This is a genomic window from Psychromonas algarum, from assembly GCF_004376845.1.
In the GTDB taxonomy this organism is placed as follows: Bacteria; Pseudomonadota; Gammaproteobacteria; order Enterobacterales; family Psychromonadaceae; genus Psychromonas.
In genome coordinates, this window is record NZ_SNUW01000013.1 from 35,965 (window position 1) to 55,362 (window position 19,398).

Below are 19,398 nucleotides of genomic sequence, written 5' to 3' on the forward strand. Positions count from 1 at the left end.
TTTTAAAGAATAGGAGTTTAAATCATCCACTATTACCTAAAATGATTCGTTTATTACAGATATTAGCAGTTTTTTAGATTCTATCTCAGAATATAATACCTCTCTTTCTAATTGTTCTAGTAACTTTATGGATAATTTAACTTTTTTCTTTATTTCTAATATCTCTTTTTCTGGGGGTAAAGGTATCAATATATTATCCATCTTATTTTTTGGAAGTCCCTCTCGACCAGCCCCTGTTTGAACATTAATAATTTCATTTTGAAAATAAGAAGAACAAATAACAATGTGTAAATATTCAGTAAGTAATGTAAACACAGGCCTTATTATTGCCACGTGTTGATTGATGTTACCTTCATCAAATATAGTATTTACAATACAGCAACGTCCGATTGATCCTCCTGTTATATTTAATAATAGATCGTGAGGTTGAACTTTAGTTCCTTGCATTTTTTTATGGATTTCATCTGAAATATACGCAATATCACTCAACCGTAAACCATCGTTATATACATTTTGGGACCTAATAAACTTAATACCCTGCTCGATATACGCAGATTTTCCACCTCTTGGAGTGCTACCAGAACCAGTTTTAGAGCATAGATCTCCTAAGCGAACCCATTCCCAATTATCAGGTATTAAGAATGGAACTGTATTATTCAAAACTGGAGCTAATTTTTTTTCTTTTTTAATTTTTTTTTCTGAAATAAGTTCTAACTTCTGTGAATAAACTTTATTGAATAAATTATTTGCAGGCTCAAACTTCGTATTTTTACGCCAATTTTCTGTTCCTTTTCCTTGAATTGCATCAGACAGAATAGATTTATATAAAAGCTTAACATTTTCTTGTTGAGCCAAGCATTCAGAGAGCATATTTTTACAAGAATCATACCCAGATAATGCACGTGCAATTTTGACTTCTAATTGATCATACCCACTAACTTTAACCCCCTTCGATAGTTTAATAGCGTCAGATTGCTCTTCATCGGTACAGTATGGGAAAGATAAGTTTTTTAATTTATTAGCGTTTATACTTGGCCTGAATTCACCTTTATTTAAAGAAACAATTTGAGACCAATAGGCATAACTATTTAAAAATAAATTAATAAATGCGGGCTTGCTCTCTTTATTTGCTCTTATTCTAATTAAGTAGCCTGCATATATTGATAAGCTTGGGGGTTCAGAAATAAGAAAACTTTTTCCTGTCGTGCCTCCTGTTCTAGCTATTAATAAATCACCTGAGTTTAACATATAGGTTGATTCATCTTTACAATCACAAAATGGAACAGAACTCCATTTAACTTTTCCATCTGTTATATCACTGATTCTAAGAAATTTATTTCTCCCACTTTTTTGGGCTGAAGCATTATAGCCATATTGGGTGCTTTCAATAACATCACAAAGCTTTAAAGACCTCTCGTGTTTATCAAAGAAATGCTTCAATATAATAGTATTTTTTATCTGCTTTCTTATTTCTTCTTCTTTTTTAATAAAAGTAAGGGGAATAAACTTGAAATGAAAACTCATAGACATAATTCGCTTAGAATTGAAGCAATTCTTTTTTGACTGAGCTGAATATTTTCAATAATTTCACCTTTTGAAAACTCAACTTCTTCAACACCTTCATCGGGATTATCAATATCTAAGCTAAAATTATTTAAATCTTCCAGCTTAACTTTCCAAGAAAGTTCTGTTTCTTGTCGGTTTCCCCACCACTTAATAAGTGGTTCAAACTCATTAAAGCGGATAGGCTTGGTTTTTGAATAACTTTTCTGACCTTCAGGAAGTTTATGTTCGTAATACCAAATCTCTTTAGTAGGTTCACCCTTGGTGAAAAATAAAAGGTTCGTGCTTACTGTGGCTGGAAAAAATGTGCTTTGTGGTAAACGAACAATAGTATGAAGGTTACACTGTGTCAGTAATCGCTCTCTAATACGAGCCTTTACACCATCTCCTGTAATTGACCCATCAGGTAGAACAATTGCAGCTCTCCCTTTATCTTCTAATAGTTGAATCATTAAAATTACAAACAGATCTGCACTCTCTTTGCATCGAAATGTTGCAGGAAAGTTAGTTTCAACACCTTCAGCAATACTCGCACCAAATGGAGGATTAGCTAAAATCACATTCACCTTATCTTTTTTACTGATGCTATTATATTCTTTCTTTAAGCTATCAATGTAATGATAATCAGGCACATCAATCTCATGTAAAATAAGGTTAGTTAGCCCTAATACATAAGCAACTGGCTTCAATTCCCAGCCAGATATACTTTGTTGCAATGTTTGTTCATCTGTAACCGTCTTAACATATTCAGATCTGACATGATCAATAGCGGCCGTTAAAAACCCACCTGTTCCACAAGCTGGATCTAATACCTTTTCACCTAAAACAGGATCTACCATTTGGGTCATTAATTCAGTAACAGCTCTAGGAGTATAATATTCTCCTTTGTTACCTGCATCTCTTAATTCTAGTAATATACTTTCATATATATCACCAAAAACATGCTTATCTTCAGACTTATTAAAATCAACTTCATTTAGCTTATTGATGACTTTTCTCATCTCAAAGCCTGATTTCATATAATTATTATTACCATCAAAAACTTCTTGAATTAACTCGGCTCTTTTAGTTTTATTTTTTTGGGTTAATTCTTTTAAAGCAGGAAAAAGCTCATTATCAATAAACTTAATTAATGGCTCTCCTGTTATTCCTTCTTGGTCTGTTGCCCATGTTCTCCATTGCAGGTCTTCGGGTATAGCTGAAATATAGTCGTCTTTTATTACTTCTAGCTCTTGATCTTTATCATCCATTATTTTAAGAAAAAGCATCCACCCAAGTTGCTCTAATCGCTGTGCATCGCCTGAAATACCTCTGTCTTGCCTCATGATATTTCTGATACTACTTACTACTGCACTAATATTTGCCATCTATGCTACCTTGTATAATTCTTGTTCTAGTTCAGCTAATGCTTCTAAATAGCCTAATTTATTTCCAAATGCTTTTATGATCTCAATCGGAGATCCATGTTGATTGATAGGATCAAGTTTCAACACTTCCATACTTTCAATGGTTAATAAACCATCATCAGCATACTTTTCTAATAAACTTTGAATAACAGCTTGAGCTTTTTCGCCATATTTAGCGAAATAATGTCGTTTTTTTACTTGTTGAGCACGCTCTTTACGAGTGAGAGGGGGTTGTTCAAAAGCTATATGGCATATTAGATCAAAAGGGTCGAAATCTTGCCCTACTTCTTCTTTTAGTATATCAAAAAATATACCTTGCTCTTCTAATGCTTCAACGATTGTCGTTTTTTTATTGGTATTATTCCATTTTTTTAAAAAATCAGAGAGCGTAGCAAATTGTTTATTAATATTATCCTTTGTATAGGCTTTAAAGCTCTCAGTGATAATTTTTCCGTCTTCGCCTAAATATTGAACTCGTTCATTAACTACTTTAACTAATACACCATTGATACGAACTTTTTTACGAGGAGGCTCAGTAATTTCTCCTCCGCCCGTTAATTCTGGAGGCTCAGTTAAATCGACTTCTTCACCCGTTTCTATATCAATAATTGGATCATCAGTCGCTTCATCTTCAATACCACTTAAATCATCAACTTCTATTACATCTTTGATCATGACAGGATCGCCATCAAAATCGGGATCAGCAAACAGGTTAGTTACATTTCTAAAGTCCATAATAGTAAAATATTGTTTGCCATACTCTTCATTAATACGTGTGCCACGCCCAATGATTTGCTTGAATTCAGTCATTGAAGCAATGTTACTATCAAGCACAATTAATTTGCAGGTTTGAGCATCAACACCTGTAGTCATTAACTTTGAGGTAGTGGCAATAACAGGGTAAGTTTCACTAGGATTAATAAAATTATCTAACTCTCGCTTTCCTTCTTCATTATCACCAGTGATTTGCATAATATATTTATTATTCTCAGAGAATAAATCTGCATTTTCATTAACTAATGCGCTTCTCATACCTTCAGCATGTTCAATATCAATGCAGAATACAATTGATTTAGAGAAACGGTCATTACCTTTTAAAAACTCCGTTATTTTTTTAGCTACCAGTTTTCTTCTATCATCTACGACAATATTTTTATCAAAATCAGAACGGTTATATATCCTATCTTCTACTAGCTCTCCATCTTTATCTTTAAAGCCTTTGGGTGGTCGCCAACCTTCGGCATCAATGTCTAAAGTAACTTTTACAACTTTATAAGGGGCAAGGAAACCATCATCAATGCCTTGCTTGAGAGAATAAGTATAAATAGGATCGCCAAAGTAATCCTGATTAGATACATCTTCAGTTTCTTTTGGGGTAGCAGTTAAACCAACATGAGTAGCTCCATTAAAATACTTTAATATTTCACGCCATTTACTGTCTTCCTTTGCACTTCCTCTATGACACTCATCTATTACGATAAGATCAAAAAAGTCAGGGCTAAATTGTTTATATGCATCATCTGATTTACTATCAGAAAGCCCCTGATACAGCGCTAAATATATGTTGTATGCCGTATCTATTTTCTTATGCTTTATAATTGTCATCGCATCTTTAAAATGCCTAAAATCCCCACGAGCAGTTTGATCTATTAGGGCGGTTCTATCGGCTAAAAATAAGATTCTTTTTTTCATACCACTTTTCCATAACCTATATATGATTTGAAAAGCGGTATATGTCTTACCTGTTCCCGTAGCCATCACAAGGATGATACGATTTTGTTTTTTAGCAACAGCTTCTACTGTGCGGTTTATTGCAATCTGCTGATAATAACGAGGTGAACGTCCAGACGTATCAAAGAAGTAATCTTGAGAAGCAACTGTTTCAATTTCTTTCGTTTTTATCCCTTTATATTGTTTATATTTTTCCCATAATTGTTCTGGAGTAGGAAACTGGTCTAGTGTTAATTCAGATTCCATTTCACCGCTAGTATTAGTTTTATCGTGAAAGTAAAAACTATCCCCATTACTGCTAAAAACACAGGGGATATCTAATATCTCTGCATAATCCAAAGCTTGTTGCATACCTGATTTTACTGATTTTTTATTATCTTTCGCTTCGATAATTGCAATAGGGACATTAGGCTTATAGAAAAGAATATAATCCGCAAACTTTCTTTTGCCTCGTGTAGTTAATTTCCCTTTTACATAAATACGTCCATCGGTAAAAAATATCTCTCTTCCAATTTGCGTTTGCTCATCCCAGCCAGACTTTAATATTGAGGGAGTAATAAACTTAGCCTTAATATCGGATTCAGATAAATCTTTTTTATTCATAGTGCGACTTCCTTCATACCCATTAAGGGCAGTTAACATTAAGGTCTAATTAGGAGTTTGTTTATTAGATGGGTGACTCAAAGGAGCTTTAAACCACTCTTCTGATATTTTGCAATTTTCACTATCAGGTGCAGGTTTAGCCTCATGAACTTTTAGATGTAACGGCATTGAAACACAATTACCAAAAACTAAAGCTTCACCTGGAACAGACTGTTTAATTTTATTAACAAAGTCATCAGAAAAAAATGGCAAGATTGCATACACATAACGCATATCGACCTCATTTTGAATCCGATGGATAATAAAATTAGCGCATTGCGATAAAACTGTTTCTGATAGTTCCGATGGTCTTTGAGAAGAAACTAGAAGATATAACGAATATTTACGACCTTCCCTTGCTATCTTTTCAAAGATATTTTCTTTAAAAACATATTGATAATCTTTTTTAATATACCTATGAGCTTCATCAAGTATCAGGTGGATAGGCTTCTCTCGCCTTTCTTTATTTAAATATTGTTTACGTTCTTCAAATATTAAACGTGATGTAACGCTTGTTAGGGTTTCTAGAGAATCAGGTGATAGCTCACTTGTATCAATAATCACCATTTGAGTTTGATGTGCATTATTTTCATCAAAGTCCCAAAAATCATCTAGAAATGATTTTGCATCAGTAATTGATGCATTGGCACGAGCACGCATAAACTCACAATTAGTATTTTCCAGAAAATAATCTAAACGAGTAAGCATGGTAGAAGTATATTCCCTCATACGCTTATTACCACGAGAGTCTTCTTCAAGTAGCGCTAGGTTTGAAGCAATCTTTAAAAACTTATAATCGAAATATTCACCATGAGGTAACTTTTCACAAACAACTGAATCAACATTTTCACTATTAATCTTTTGGATAACGACTTTGGTTTTGTTTAATAACTCATCATTATTAGAGCCATAACTTAATCGGCAAGCATTTTTTAATGTCTCTAAATCCGAGCTAAGTTCTGATTGATTTGCGACTAATTTTAAAGACGTATTTGAATTAATAATCAACTGTAAGCTTGCGATGATGCTTGATGCTGTTGTGATATTAGTAGTATCAGAATCACCTTGGTTAATAATATTCAATATGATGGAACAGATTTTATACCTTAAATAATCAACCGTTTTAGCAACCTCATTCCCATCATTTGAAAGTAACTTATAGAAAATAAATGCTTCTTGGAGAACTTTGTCCCAAAATGGTCTTTGCGTGGCTTCTGTCGCTAATAAAAACGCACTCCACTCATCAATCGACATCAAAAAATGGGGTAAACAAAAGGGTTTAAAGTCGGAATTAAAATTACTAAGGTTCGGCTTATATAATTTCACTTTAATACTATTGTCAGATGAATACTTAAAGGCATTTTGGTATTCACCATTTACATCAAAAACCAATATTCTCGAACCTAAAGCAGTATTATTTTGTTTCTTATGGATCTCTTGAATAATATGAGCAATTGTATTTGATTTACCGCTACCAGAATTACCCAAAACAGCAGAATGAATATTAAAAAACTTATCAATATTTATATCAATGGGGTAGTTAATTAAACTTTTACTTTTACCTAATGAAAAACTTTGGTGGATTCGGTTTTCTTTATCGTTTGCTGTAATACCTAATATCACTTCCATATCTTTAAAAGTAATAATTCCAACATTACTATAAAGACTTGGGAAAACGCCTACTCCTAAACTAAACCGATGATCACGAGATATAGTCCCAATTGGCTTCAACAATAGTTCTCTATTTCCCTCTAAATCAAAGGCTTTTTCGTTATATTGTAAGTCATTATCAAAAATAGACATGACTTCAGAAACAATAGTTTCACCTACTGCATTTGTTGATTTTAAATAACTGCCAATATTACCAAAGTAATATATATCACCATTAAGATTAATTGAGTTGCCTCGAATCTCCGAGGACACTTTGACTTTAAACTGGTTGTAATTTACTGATATTATTTTCCCTATATTCATTTATGCAGTTCCTTTTGCACCATTTTTTTCAGCAGTCAAATTACTAATAAAGTTTTTAAGTAAACTAATATCTTCAAACTCTTCTAAATCAGGTAAAAAATTATCCACTATATATTTGAAATAATGTATTTTTTCACTTTCTACCTCACCAAATATTTTATAAATCCGCCTATCATTTACCTTAAAAATCTCTTTATCAGCGTAATTCCCAAAAACAACAATACTAATAGATGAGTTTGAAGCTAATGCCTGATATATAATATTATTTAAGTGTTCATCGCTAAAACTATAACCAACAACAAATAAAACACTATGAGGCTGTAATAGCTTCTTTTGGAACTCTCTAATTAAATCAGAGTATGGAGCACCTAAGCTCTTATTCTGTTTTAATGGGGTTGGGTATATTAAGATATTGTCTTTAGGAACTTCATCACTATGTTTAGTAGCTACTTCTTGGATTTGAAAAAAAGAATTAGTCTTACTTTCTCTCCAACTGATTGAGCCGTGCAATTTATATAAATAAACCATATTATCCAACGGCTCATATTTATGCACTTCTGCGTCAATTTTTCTGGAAAAAGTATAATTGAATCGAGCAGGGTTAAACAAACGATCTAAGCCACCACCAAATCCATTATTATAATTAATGTTTGAGTAATCGAGAGCTTTCTCATTAAATAAGTCATTGTTTGTTGTGAATATATTAACTCTTGATAAGTCTTTATTTCTTAGAGTTATTTTTTGATAAAAGTCTTTATATAGCGCTAAACTATTTTGCGAATTAGGCGTTTCAAAATCAATGTTAATTTGGTTAAACATCTCATTTTCAATTACCTCTATCAAAAAAGTGGTCTCAGTGTATTGCGGAGAAGCTTCTTCACCAGATCCAATCATATAAGCTCTTCTTGAATAAAGAACCCCTAATATATCTTCAAGATTTGATTTTGTAGAAGACTTTATTTTTTCAAATAGTGTTTTTAATGATGAACGCAGAGGTGTTTTTGCATCAGGTGAGTTAGGGAGTTTAGGGGGTTCTGGAATAGACAGCTTTAAATCAATACTAGAGACCATCTCTTTCATTGTGGGAATTGCCCCCGAACTTGCTCCAGCTCCAAGTAAGAAATGAACATTTTTTACATTTGATAAGTCTAAAATTTTTTGCTTAATTTTATCTAAGCTGGCTGATGGCTCATCATCTTTAACTAAATCTTCTTTACCTTGATAAAAATTGACATTCATTTTATTCTCACCGTTTTTTGAAAAAAGCACCTTAACTCAAGATATCAAACAATAAAGTGCAAAGACATGATATAAGGTAAAAATTTGAATTTTTATCAGTAAAATATTTAGTGAAGAAAATAAAAAAGTTAGTTAAATAGCGCAAAAAAAACTAAATTAAAACCTTCTATTGAAAGAAGTAAAGTAAATGATACGACATAAGTAACCACCTCATAAAAGGAGTTACTTATGAAAAACACAAGATCGAGAGCTGGACGCTCTACCGCAAAAACAGACCAACAGAAACAAATCCTCGATAGATTATTCGATTACTTCTCTAAACCCAAAGGCGAAAAACCAACCTCAGACAGTGATGTTGAAGTAAGTTTTTATCGCAGTGCTTTAAAAAAGTTGCCTCTCAACTTTCACAACAATGAATATAATGGAGTAAATATTATAATGTTGCTTCAAGAAGGAGAGAGCAACGCAACCAAAGTTCCAATTTACTCAACTTTCAAACAAGCTTCTGATTTACTTGAACAACATAAAGACCAGCTTCCACCTAAATCTGAAACATTCGATCCAGATAAGCCACTCAAAGGTATGACGCTTGACGCTCAAGTCGTAAAATATCTTGAAACCTATAAAAAAGATGGGGAATTGATCAGCAAAAGTGTTTTTGAAAAAGAGACACGAGGTATGTCATTCAATGAAATGCGTGAAAATGGATATCAAAAGCGCAAAGGATTAAAGCCATACAAAGTTTTTGCAATAGAAAAAATCAAGCATTTGTTACCAGAGTCGTTTATTGAAGAGCGTGATTATTTTGCACGACAAGAAGAGCTGGAAAATAAAAAAATGTCACCTGAGATGGAGGATGTTGAGTTTGTAGAAAAAGCACAGCTGATCATTGATGCAATGGGTGTTCCAGTGGTTGAGAAAAATCAAGATCGAGCTTTTTATTCTCCAAAAGATGACTGTATTACTATTCCACCCAGAAATAAGTTTAAATCTGATAAAGCTTATTTTGCTGTAATTTTACACGAGCTTTCACATAGCACTGGTCATCCCTGCCGATTAAACAGAAAACAAAATAATGCGTCTAATTCTAAAGCTTATTTTTCAGAGGAATTAATTGCAGAGACGAGCACAATGTTCATTTGTTTAGATGAAGGACTTGAAACTTTCAATGCACACGCATCTTATTTAGAGGGTTACGCTAGCCAATTTAAAGATCAGAAAAAAGCACTGTTAAGTATCTGTAAACAGGCTAAGGAAGCACAAAACTATATCAGCCGTAAAGTGATGAAACATAAATTAGACTTGTCGATACAATCTCCTTATAAAGTGCCTGAAAAGTTAGATTTTGAGCTTAAATTAGCAGACAAACATACCGATGCATTAAATGATTATATTGTAAAAAGTGCTAATAACCACAGCCCACTGATACCGTTAAAAAACCAAAAAATAATCGGTTACAATGAGTCTAAAGATGGGATTGAGGTTTTCACACCCGATAAAAAAGTGGCGCTTACAGGTGTATCAGGCGCTATTGTTCAGCGAGAATTGGACAACTTAAAGTTGCTACAGTCCATTATCCTTGATGTGTCTGTTGATAATAACGATGAAGCCAAGCCCACCAAAAACAAGCTAAAATCATCACGTTTATCAATATGATTTTACCCATCCCAGAACGACAAAAAGCCCTAGATGGGCTTCTTTGCGTTACATTAGTCCAAACTAATCTTACGTTACTTGGCAAAATCCTCTACTTTATCATATACCCAATTCTCTTCACAGAAGAGCATAATGCCCGAAAACAAAGGGTTAGATGTATCATTTACGTCATCAGCCCAAATATCAATATCATCAAGCGAAAACCCTTGAAGAAACTCAAAATGAACTTGCTGTTTAAGAATATCAACCAAATTACTATAAGCTTTTTGAATATCTCCTTTAGCATTACGACATATATAATCTATTTTTGAACTATCCAAGTTATTTAATATCATTCTTGCAAAATGCATAACTTCAACGAACTCTTTTCCATTTCTTATGAATATATATTTAATATTTATGCCTTTGCCATTACAGATACCAAGTCTATTGATATACATAGCCGTTTCATATTCACAGTTTGGTTGTAATTTTAATAATTTATTTTTCATTACTGATCTCCTTACCAGATTTAGTGTGAATATCAATTAACTCGGTGATCAGTATCTCTCTTAAATCTTCAAATATTTCAGTTTTTTTATATTCAAGATATTCATCAAAACTATCAAAATCATCATTTCCACCTCTCGAAAGAAACTCTTCTTCATCACACCAAATATCACCTTTAAACTGAATAGTTTCAGTTTGAACAACGTGATATTCATTAATGACTTCTAAGTATTTCAATATTTCTAAAGCAAAATATTCAAAGTCAGGCGTTTTACACGAAAAACAATCATCAATTTTTTCTTCTAATTGCTCAATATCTGTTAGTTCTTCGTGCCAAAACCAACCTCCATAATCAATTACTACTTTTTCAAGCTTAATTAAGGCTCTTTTTGCGTTAATTTCTTCGTCAAATACAGTTATATTTTTTTCTTTACACATTTTTTTTCTCCATAAATGCAACCTCCTTGTTGCGTTAAGTTCCTGTTAAAGTTGAATGATTTGCACACCATTGTTTTTCATCTCTTCAAGCTGATAAGAAAACTCAAAATCTTCAATTAACGAGTTAGCTAATTTTTTCAGAGCTTTACATTTAATCTTTTTCGCTATTTTCTTTCCAAATGCTATTTCTTTATCAGCTAAATATTCTGTGAGTCCAAATAGCATAATTTTGTCTTTTTCAATCAAACAAAAGCCGTCTTTTGTAAACCTTTTTACATCTCTCGAAGAAACGCAGGCAAAGCCATTTTCTTCATTAGGGATCGACATAAAATCTATTTTTTCTTTAGACAGCCTCAATAACATCTCCTTTAATTCGCCTTGATGGAATAAGGTTTCGATTAATGCTAAATGTTTAGGGTGTTGATTTGCTAAGTTGTTATATTTGTTTATATTTTCCATATTGTTATCCTCTTTAGTGGTTGGTTTGTTGTAAGTTGTTAAACATATTTAATACCGTTTCAAAGAAACTGGCAGTGCATTGAAGTGTTCTAATCAGCAAGCTAAAATGAAGTTTTGCATCAATATGATCTTCCGTAAGCTCATCAAAGATATGCTCAAGATCATCAGCTTCTTCAATGAACTCATTGATTAAATATTCAAGTCGAATTGCACCAAGGCACTCATTTAATAAGAGCAGTTCCAGTGTTTCTTTCAGCTCTTCTCTGCGATGTCTCAATAGATCAAGATCTACGAAAAATCGCATTGATGTCGCCAACAAGTGGCGATCACTCTCAAAACTCTCACACTCTTTTGCCATCTCTTTCATAATTCCTAATACACACATATTTATTTCTCCTCTGTTTTTGTGGGTAATTTTTGGTTATTAATTTGTTTCATTTTTATTTTGCTCATCATCATTGGCTTCCAATAAAATTAACTCAGTAAGGTGTTCAAACTGCCGTAAACATCGACTTCTTTAACAAACGTCCAACGAGTTCCACGCTTCATATTTTTGTATTTATCTTTTTTATAAAACCTTTCTGCTCTTAGGTTTCTGTAATGCGGAATGCGATGTGTAATTTTTCTTGTGCTATCACCATCACTGCTTTGTTTTTCTTTAAATGAGCGAATGGTTACGGCTTTATAACTTCCTTTAGATTTACTTTTAGGTAGGGAAATAGCAGAAGATGGGTAGCCTTTTTCCAACTTTTTACCATCAGTCGCACTGTGATAAACACACAAGGCAAGCGCTATTTTGGTAAGGGCTTCCAGCATATTTGTGCCGTTATTTGGAAGTGGATTAATTGCATTTCTTTTGAATGTTGTAGTGAGGCTGGATAAGTGACTAAAGTTCGTATCGACACGACCACTAGAAGTTGTATAGTTAACGCTAATGCATAGCTCATCATCGTCATAATCAGTATTGAAGAAATCTAATAACGTAGTGACAGAAGGCCCATAAAGATTGATAAACTCATCACGAGTCATAATAGTAATAAGCGCACTTTTAAGCGCCACACCATTAATTTCTGTATGCTCAGGAAATGCCATTACAAATGATTGAAAGGGAGGTGCTACATTAAAGTCTTTTTCATAATTAAACTTTGCTTCATATAAGTAGCGAACAAGCTCTTGTGTTTCTAGAAAAACAACTGGAGCGCCCCCTTTATGCCATTGCAATTCTTCATTAAGAAGTTTAGTGGAGTTTTTTCCTTTTTCTGAACCATTATTAAATATGTCTTTCATTGTGTGGGCATATTTTTGAAAGCTCACAGGCTTATTACCAAAAAGGGCTTTTAATGCCTTTCTACCCGTTGGGGATGATTTAATTAGCTCTTGTTGATTGCGGTATAATGTTGTGTATTTCATAGTGTTTTCCTTATATTTAGGGTGCAAAAAGCCCCACCCAGCGGGCGTAATTTTTTTAATGATTGTTTGTGTTATTTAAAAACTAAGTTCGGACGAACTGAGCCTTGCACTATGGGAAATGCATTAAATATAAGGAGTGAAATATTTTGTTAGCGAATTTTAGACGCAGTAAAACCTCACCGATGATATACATAGGTGACAGGGTTCTATTTTGGGGTGTGATTGATTGTGTTGACATATAACTCTCCTTCTAAATTAAACCACCAATTCAGATGAAATAGTTACTTACGTCAGGTATCAAGTTAAAACAGGTATAATAAAAACACCAGATCACACCAATACTTTTGTATTGATTGCATTAGTTACTTTTCGACTAACAGGCACAATAAGCCAGCGTTAACCGATAAATAATTGGATCTATTTTGTGTAATTAAAATGTCTCTAAACTTAATACTCCTCTGTTAATGTAAGTAAAAAATCATCTTTCTAAAAGAAAACCTCAATAGGTTTTCTTTGATATGAGAACAACTTTTGTGTTCTCTATTTGGTGGCTAATTGGAGAGTGAGTCCACTTTGGAGAGTTAGTCCAAGATTAACCTTTGATTCTGCGTGTATCTAAAGAATATCCATTCTATGCAGTTGACTAAATATACATCCTCATATAGTGAAATTCACCTATAAGATTTAGCTTGAGCATATAATAACATTAAACACATACTCAAGTCAACAAATAAATTTTTTAATTATTGACAAGTAAAAAAATTTCATTTCTGTTTTTCTTTTTTATAAAAATACTGTGCAACAACCCTTTTTCAATAAGTGATTACTTGGGAATATAGACAGAAAAGATTCGAGTTGGTATTGTTTCAATCGTGATGAGTAAATGGATGTCTCACACTGCCGATTTTAATATCGGCTTACTAGACCCGCTTTTAATTGGGGTCCACTATGAAAAAGAAACAAGAAAATACTGTAACTATGACTCACCACATTTTATTGGCTCAGTTTAGTAATAGACTGTTAATACCAGTAGAAGAACTGGCTGAATCGTATTTGGGGATTGCTGTTAATACCGCTAAAAGAAAGGCTAAAAGTAACGAGTTACCTTTTCCTTGCTTTAAGATGGGTATGAGTCAAAAGTCTCCTTATGTTGTTCATCTGGTGGAATTAGTGAAGTATATAGATAAGCGCACGAATGAGGCTAGAGGTTTATGGAATGAATATCAGTATCGCTAATGTGTTTGTCGAAATCGGTGCTACTTCATCTTTTAGATGGAGTTAGCGCCACTTTTAACCCTAATTCAATTTATGATCCCATAAAGAAAAACATCCCAGACACGATCCCAAATTATACAAAAAACAACAAAATCAATAATAAACAACAACTTAAATTAAAGATCTGTCCAATCAAGCATGGGGGCTATTGAAAAGCGGTTTGTTGGGTAACTTGGCATAAAAGAATGAGTCTCAAAATAAGATAGACAAAAGTAACCAATTAAAAATTTAATTTTAATGGCTTTTTAGATTGCATCATTATAACAGAGAAATAGCCTTTAAGAATGTTCTAGGAAATCATCCTCTTAATTTAATAAATTATTCATCACACAAAAAAATAACCCTAAACTAATATGGATATAAGTTTAGGGTTATGACTAACTCATTAATTTAAGTTAATTGGTAGCAAGTTCACCTTCAGCTTGAGATAACAAAGCAAACTCTTCTTCAGCCGAGCTAGCAACTAAGTTATTACGACCAATAAAAGTGTAATAAATCATACCAATAAGAAACAATAGCAATGTAAAGTAAAAGGCTCTTACGTCATAAGCATATACACCCGTTAATGCGATTAATGATAAAACAAATGAAATGCCTGAAGTAACAATACCGCCAGGAGTTTTATATGGACGATTTAAGTTCGGCTGTTTAATTCGTAATAAAATATGACTACCCGACATCATCGCGTATGAAACGGTTGCCCCAACAACAGCCATTGATAACATTAGATCCCCTTCTCCCGTTAAAGAGAGTAAAAAACCTAAAATACCGGGATAAATTAATGAACGAACTGGCACTTTTCGCTTACTTGTTAAAGATAATTTTTGTGGTAAATAACCTGCACGAGAAAGAGCAAAAACAAGGCGACTATATCCATAAATAATTGAGAAAAAAGAAGCGACTAAACCCGCTAATCCCAATACATTAACAAATGTCGCAAGATTAGGATTACCAGTTATGTTCAGCGCATCAACTAAAGGAACAGCACTAGCACCTGTCACTTGAGCGCCAGCTGCACCTGCAACAAGTACGACAACAAGTGTCGCGGTAAATAATAAGAAAATCATTGCAGCAATAATACCTTTAGGCACATCTTTCGCAGGATCTTTAGCTTCTTCTGCTGCTAATGGAACACCTTCAACGGCTAAAAATAACCACATTGCAAAAGGTAAAGCAGCCCAAACACCATAATATCCCATTGGTAAAAACTCAGTTCCTCCAGCAATTGCTTCAATATTGAATAAATTATCGACATTAAAATGAGGTAATAAAGCAACGCCTGTAGCAATAATGGCAAGTACAGCTAATGCACTAATGACCATCATCACTTTTAGTGCTTCACCTGCTCCAAATATATGAATTCCGACAAAAAGAAGATAGAAAACAGCATAGATAACTGGGCCATCGACTCCTATCAATTCATTCACAGCCGACCCAATAAAAATAACAATTGCAGCCGGTGCTAATGTATATTCAATTAACACCGCTAACCCTGTTAGGTATCCACCAGCAGGCCCCATTGCTTGACGAGCAAAACTATAACCACCACCAGCAGCAGGAATAGCAGCAGACATTTCCGCTAGCGACAAAACTAACGTTAAATACATAACTCCCATTAAAATAGCTGCAACAATAAATCCACCCCAACCAGCTTGGGCAATACCGAAGTTCCAGCCTGCAAAATCACCAGAAATTACATATGAAACACCTAAACCAGCAAGTAAGATCCAACCAGCCGCTCCTTTTTTTAATTGTCTTTGAGCTAGATACTCTTCGTTATTAGACATAATATTTCCCTCTTAGGTATTAATGAAGTAGTTAAAAAATTAACTTGTTAAACAAAATTTTTGTGTATTTATTGATTCAATAAGCAAGTCTTCTGAACGGTCTTTTAAGCTCACTCCTGATACTTCTCTTCGATGTGATTCAGTTAATAAATAATGTGCCTTATGTGTTGCCGCTTGATATGTAAGTCCTTGTGGCCTGATATTAGAAATACAATTTCTCAGAGAGTCTTCAACACCTCGTTTAGCATTCCATGTCATATATAACCCCATGCTATCTGGAGAACTTAATCCAGGACGTTCACCAATTAACAATACAACTTGCTTTGCATTTAAGGTTTCACAAACATCATCACCCACAGCAACACGACCTTGTTGAACAACATAAATTGGTGCGATATTCCAATGCTTACTCGTATCTTCAGTAAGACGACTAATCAACATTTCTAAAAAATGTTTGGCATGATGGCTAATGGCATAAGAAGACAACCCATCTGCAATAACAAATACCAAGTCATAACGCGCATCTACTGAAGACTCTAATGAAGATATAGAGGCTTCATTTAATTGCCGCCCTAAGTCTGGACGCTGTAAATATTCCATTCGATCGCGTGCTTTACTATGCAGCTTCTGTAGTGGTAAATAAGGTGTTAATAATTCTGAAGAGGAAAACTGCAGGCATAATTCATCAATATCTAATGGAACATGAACTGCATCAATCGCTTGTGCATGTGACAATTGAAAGCGCAATAATTCTGCCGTAGGGATGCTAGTACCTACACGTCCAAGTCCAATACGCGCATCAGTGAATTGACGTAATTTTTCCCAAGCATCCTTATGAACAATTTTGTTATTTTTTTCTTCTACAAGACATTCTAAAGTACTCATTAAAGTTCCTTAATTAGCTGTAGTGGTTGAGCAAATCTTTTAGGCAGTTTTTTATTTAATTGAGTCAAATTATCTATAGGGGAGATGTGCATATTTTTTAGCCATTGATCAAATTCTGGCGCTGGACGTAGACCTAAAACCTGCCTTGCATAAAGTGCATCATGGAAAGAAGTGGTTTGATAATTCAACATAATATCGTCCGAACCGGGGATTCCCATGATGAAAGAGCATTCAGCAACACCTAACAAAGTTAATAAGTTATCCATATCATTTTGATCGGCATAAGCATGATTGGTATAACAAATATCACATCCCATCGGTAGACCCAGTAGCTTTCCACAAAAATGGTCTTCTAAACCAGCACGAATAATTTGTTTACCATCAAACAAATACTCTGGACCGATAAATCCAACAACAGTATTAACTAATAATGGCTTGAACTTTCGAGCGACGGCATAAGCACGAGTTTCACAGGTTTGCTGATCAACACCATGATGACCATTAGCTGATAAAGCACTACCTTGGCCAGTTTCAAAGTACATAACATTATTGCCTACAGTGCCGCGCTTTAATTCCAATGCCGCTTGATGAGCTTCAGCTAACACATTGAGATTTACTCCAAATCCTTGGTTTGTTGCCTCTGTACCACCAATGGATTGAAAAACTAAATCAACAGGGGCTCCAAGTTCAATGGCTTCAATGGTATTTGTTACATGAGTTAATACACAAGATTGAGTAGGAATTTCATGGTGTTGGATTACATCATCCATTAACTTCATTAATTTAACGGCCTGAGAGACGCTATCAGTTGCAGGATTAATACCTAATACCGCATCACCGCTGCCATACATCAAGCCATCAAAAATAGTTGCAGCAATGCCATTAACATCATCTGTAGGATGATTAGGCTGTAAACGAGTTGATAAATGACCAGGCAAACCAATAGTGTTACGAAATTTCGTGATCACGCTACATTTTTTAGCGACCAAAATTAGATCTTGGTTACGCATAATTTTACTTACTGCCGCTACCATTTCAGGTGTAATACCTTGACGAATACGTGCTAATTCTATGCAAGTGGTTGTTTCTTGCAAAAGCCAATTACGGAAGTCACCAACCGTTAAATGAGAGATTTCCGCAAAAGCAACAGCATCATGCTCATCAATAATTAAACGCGTAATTTCATCACTCTCATAAGCAATAAGCGTCTCTTGCAAAAATGTTTTTAATGGCAACTCAGCTAACAGCATTTGTGCAACAACTCGTTGCTCCGAAGAAAGAGCAGCAACACCAGCTAACTGATCACCAGATCTCAATGGAGAAGCTTTTGCCATCAAGTCAGCAAGATTATCAAATTGATAAACATGAGAACCAAGCTGATAACGGTAACTAGACATCTTAAATACCCCTAAAAAACAAATTCGGCGCAAACTTTGCAACCTATATGAAGTAATAGAAGCGAAGAACGTTCCAAATAGCCGACGGAATTATGCAAAGGCAAGAAAGCATTTAAAAACAGTTAATTATGATTACTATGCATCAAATTGATGCGCCTATGTAGGAGGGTAAAAAAATGACTGATGTAAAGCAGTACCAACAAAGTAGCGCTCTTGCACTGGAGAGGTGCAAATCTTTTACTTTTGATGTTAATCAGCAAGCAGAAAGTCTATCTCAATGGGAGCAACATTATAATCAACATGGTAGTGGTATATTTAATGGTTACCTTGATGAATTAAAGTTAGAGGGAATTCATTTTTTTGAAGAATTTACTAGCCGCATATTACAACAAGAATGTAATGTAAAAGAGGAAAGTTTATGGCTTGGTTTCTCACAACAAGCACAAAGACCTAGAATTAATAATGATAAAATTCTTACTGACCAGATAATGACGCGTCCTTCAAACATTCCATTCGAATTGATAACACCATCTGATTTTCACATCTATGGATTAGTGATAAATAAAGCGACTCTTTACAATGGAATGTTTGGTTCTGATCTTGAACTATGGCAGAAGATAAACACAAAAATTACAGCTTCAAAACCCAACCATTATGTAAGCTATGAATTAACAAAATTAATTGACTTATTGCTCAACGGTCATGAACTATTTCAGAATAATAAACCCTCTAGATTAAAAACATTAGCACCACTCATTACATCCAAGGTTATCGATTTATTAGGGAAGTTAGAATATGACAATACGGAATTAAATATCACGCATTACACAAAGCAACGAGTCATCGCTAATGTGAACAATTACATTAAAAAAAATAACCAGTATCCATTAACTGTGACTGAGTTATGCAAAATAACCAATGACCCTGTAAATAATTCTGTGTAACTGCGGTTTTTAAACGTAGTCTTTAAGACGGTCTTCGAACGTTATCATAAAACGATTCAAGGCCGTTTTCCAATTTCTTATTGGCATCGTCCATTTCTTTGAT

General features: G+C 34.0%; 16 protein-coding genes. 3 read left to right on the forward strand and 13 right to left on the reverse strand.

Going from position 1 to position 19,398, the window contains the following annotated elements:
* Window positions 1-36: 36 nt before the first annotated feature.
* The 5 genes from E2R68_RS12100 to E2R68_RS12120 are packed head-to-tail and all read right to left on the reverse strand — an operon-like array spanning window position 37 to window position 8,555.
* A complete protein-coding gene (locus E2R68_RS12100) occupies window positions 37-1,530 on the reverse strand; it encodes a restriction endonuclease subunit S (RefSeq protein ID WP_134277942.1) in 1,494 nt (497 codons plus the stop codon).
* Window positions 1,521-2,930 (reverse strand): class I SAM-dependent DNA methyltransferase, encoded by a 1,410-nt coding sequence (locus E2R68_RS12105; protein ID WP_134277943.1) that lies wholly within the window; start codon window positions 2,928-2,930, stop codon window positions 1,521-1,523. The genes E2R68_RS12100 and E2R68_RS12105 overlap by 10 nt, the downstream gene beginning before the upstream one ends.
* The gene (gene hsdR, locus E2R68_RS12110) at window positions 2,931-5,303 is read right to left on the reverse strand and encodes an EcoAI/FtnUII family type I restriction enzme subunit R (protein WP_134277944.1); all 2,373 of its coding nucleotides are present in this window, start codon (window positions 5,301-5,303) and stop codon (window positions 2,931-2,933) included.
* Window positions 5,304-5,348: 45 nt separating this feature from the next.
* Window positions 5,349-7,316 (reverse strand): ATP-binding protein, encoded by a 1,968-nt coding sequence (locus tag E2R68_RS12115; protein ID WP_134277945.1) that lies wholly within the window; start codon window positions 7,314-7,316, stop codon window positions 5,349-5,351.
* The gene (locus E2R68_RS12120) at window positions 7,317-8,555 is read right to left on the reverse strand and encodes an SIR2 family protein (RefSeq protein ID WP_134277946.1); all 1,239 of its coding nucleotides are present in this window, start codon (window positions 8,553-8,555) and stop codon (window positions 7,317-7,319) included. It lies immediately after the preceding gene.
* A gap of 228 nt (window positions 8,556-8,783) precedes the next feature.
* Between E2R68_RS12120 and E2R68_RS12125 the strand changes: the two genes are divergently transcribed.
* Window positions 8,784-10,211: a zincin-like metallopeptidase domain-containing protein gene (locus E2R68_RS12125; protein WP_134277947.1), complete on the forward strand. Its 1,428-nt coding sequence runs from the start codon at window positions 8,784-8,786 to the stop codon at window positions 10,209-10,211.
* 74 nt (window positions 10,212-10,285) lie between these two features.
* Here the strand turns inward: E2R68_RS12125 and E2R68_RS12130 are convergent, their stop codons facing one another.
* The 5 genes from E2R68_RS12130 to E2R68_RS12150 all read right to left on the reverse strand — a co-directional run bounded on the left by E2R68_RS12130 (window position 10,286) and on the right by E2R68_RS12150 (window position 13,007).
* Window positions 10,286-10,702 carry a hypothetical protein gene (locus E2R68_RS12130; protein WP_134277948.1) on the reverse strand — a complete coding sequence of 139 codons (417 nt, stop codon included), beginning with the start codon at window positions 10,700-10,702 and terminating at the stop codon, window positions 10,286-10,288.
* The gene (locus E2R68_RS12135) at window positions 10,692-11,138 is read right to left on the reverse strand and encodes a hypothetical protein (protein ID WP_134277949.1); all 447 of its coding nucleotides are present in this window, start codon (window positions 11,136-11,138) and stop codon (window positions 10,692-10,694) included. The genes E2R68_RS12130 and E2R68_RS12135 overlap by 11 nt, the downstream gene beginning before the upstream one ends.
* A 45-nt stretch (window positions 11,139-11,183) precedes the next feature.
* Window positions 11,184-11,597 (reverse strand): hypothetical protein, encoded by a 414-nt coding sequence (locus E2R68_RS12140; RefSeq protein ID WP_134277950.1) that lies wholly within the window; start codon window positions 11,595-11,597, stop codon window positions 11,184-11,186.
* 13 nt (window positions 11,598-11,610) lie between these two features.
* The gene (locus E2R68_RS12145; protein ID WP_134277951.1) at window positions 11,611-11,982 is read right to left on the reverse strand and encodes a hypothetical protein; all 372 of its coding nucleotides are present in this window, start codon (window positions 11,980-11,982) and stop codon (window positions 11,611-11,613) included.
* Window positions 11,983-12,071: 89 nt separating this feature from the next.
* Window positions 12,072-13,007 (reverse strand): hypothetical protein, encoded by a 936-nt coding sequence (locus tag E2R68_RS12150; protein WP_134277952.1) that lies wholly within the window; start codon window positions 13,005-13,007, stop codon window positions 12,072-12,074.
* A gap of 948 nt (window positions 13,008-13,955) precedes the next feature.
* Between E2R68_RS12150 and E2R68_RS12155 the strand changes: the two genes are divergently transcribed.
* The gene (locus E2R68_RS12155; RefSeq protein ID WP_134277953.1) at window positions 13,956-14,243 is read left to right on the forward strand and encodes a pyocin activator PrtN family protein; all 288 of its coding nucleotides are present in this window, start codon (window positions 13,956-13,958) and stop codon (window positions 14,241-14,243) included.
* 434 nt (window positions 14,244-14,677) lie between these two features.
* Here the strand turns inward: E2R68_RS12155 and eat are convergent, their stop codons facing one another.
* Genes eat through E2R68_RS12170 form a run of 3 tightly spaced genes read right to left on the reverse strand, consistent with a single transcriptional unit; the run spans window position 14,678 to window position 18,351 of the window.
* Window positions 14,678-16,069: an ethanolamine permease gene (eat, locus tag E2R68_RS12160; protein ID WP_208380233.1), complete on the reverse strand. Its 1,392-nt coding sequence runs from the start codon at window positions 16,067-16,069 to the stop codon at window positions 14,678-14,680.
* 39 nt (window positions 16,070-16,108) lie between these two features.
* Complete coding sequence (gene eutC / locus E2R68_RS12165) at window positions 16,109-16,954, reverse strand: ethanolamine ammonia-lyase subunit EutC (RefSeq protein WP_134277955.1); 846 nt, start codon at window positions 16,952-16,954, stop codon at window positions 16,109-16,111.
* Entirely contained in the window at window positions 16,954-18,351 is a 1,398-nt protein-coding gene (locus E2R68_RS12170; RefSeq protein WP_134277956.1) for an ethanolamine ammonia-lyase subunit EutB, read from the reverse strand. Before E2R68_RS12170 ends, eutC begins: the two co-directional genes overlap by 1 nt.
* Before the next feature lie 176 nt (window positions 18,352-18,527).
* On the opposite strand from E2R68_RS12170, the gene E2R68_RS12175 reads away from it, so the two are divergent.
* Entirely contained in the window at window positions 18,528-19,295 is a 768-nt protein-coding gene (locus E2R68_RS12175; RefSeq protein ID WP_134277957.1) for an AraC family transcriptional regulator, read from the forward strand.
* Window positions 19,296-19,398 lie beyond the last annotated feature (103 nt).

What these genes read in the sequence shown, in the direction of transcription:
- E2R68_RS12100 (WP_134277942.1), bottom strand. Translation starts at nt 1,530, where the DNA reads ATGTCTATGAGTTTTCATTTCAAGTTTATTCCCCTTACTTTTATTAAA.
- E2R68_RS12105 (WP_134277943.1), bottom strand. Translation starts at nt 2,930, where the DNA reads ATGGCAAATATTAGTGCAGTAGTAAGTAGTATCAGAAATATCATGAGG.
- hsdR (WP_134277944.1), bottom strand. Translation starts at nt 5,303, where the DNA reads ATGAATAAAAAAGATTTATCTGAATCCGATATTAAGGCTAAGTTTATT.
- E2R68_RS12115 (WP_134277945.1), bottom strand. Translation starts at nt 7,316, where the DNA reads ATGAATATAGGGAAAATAATATCAGTAAATTACAACCAGTTTAAAGTC.
- E2R68_RS12120 (WP_134277946.1), bottom strand. Translation starts at nt 8,555, where the DNA reads ATGAATGTCAATTTTTATCAAGGTAAAGAAGATTTAGTTAAAGATGAT.
- E2R68_RS12125 (WP_134277947.1), top strand. Translation starts at nt 8,784, where the DNA reads ATGAAAAACACAAGATCGAGAGCTGGACGCTCTACCGCAAAAACAGAC.
- E2R68_RS12130 (WP_134277948.1), bottom strand. Translation starts at nt 10,702, where the DNA reads ATGAAAAATAAATTATTAAAATTACAACCAAACTGTGAATATGAAACG.
- E2R68_RS12135 (WP_134277949.1), bottom strand. Translation starts at nt 11,138, where the DNA reads ATGTGTAAAGAAAAAAATATAACTGTATTTGACGAAGAAATTAACGCA.
- E2R68_RS12140 (WP_134277950.1), bottom strand. Translation starts at nt 11,597, where the DNA reads ATGGAAAATATAAACAAATATAACAACTTAGCAAATCAACACCCTAAA.
- E2R68_RS12145 (WP_134277951.1), bottom strand. Translation starts at nt 11,982, where the DNA reads ATGTGTGTATTAGGAATTATGAAAGAGATGGCAAAAGAGTGTGAGAGT.
- E2R68_RS12150 (WP_134277952.1), bottom strand. Translation starts at nt 13,007, where the DNA reads ATGAAATACACAACATTATACCGCAATCAACAAGAGCTAATTAAATCA.
- E2R68_RS12155 (WP_134277953.1), top strand. Translation starts at nt 13,956, where the DNA reads ATGAAAAAGAAACAAGAAAATACTGTAACTATGACTCACCACATTTTA.
- eat (WP_208380233.1), bottom strand. Translation starts at nt 16,069, where the DNA reads ATGTCTAATAACGAAGAGTATCTAGCTCAAAGACAATTAAAAAAAGGA.
- eutC (WP_134277955.1), bottom strand. Translation starts at nt 16,954, where the DNA reads ATGAGTACTTTAGAATGTCTTGTAGAAGAAAAAAATAACAAAATTGTT.
- E2R68_RS12170 (WP_134277956.1), bottom strand. Translation starts at nt 18,351, where the DNA reads ATGTCTAGTTACCGTTATCAGCTTGGTTCTCATGTTTATCAATTTGAT.
- E2R68_RS12175 (WP_134277957.1), top strand. Translation starts at nt 18,528, where the DNA reads ATGACTGATGTAAAGCAGTACCAACAAAGTAGCGCTCTTGCACTGGAG.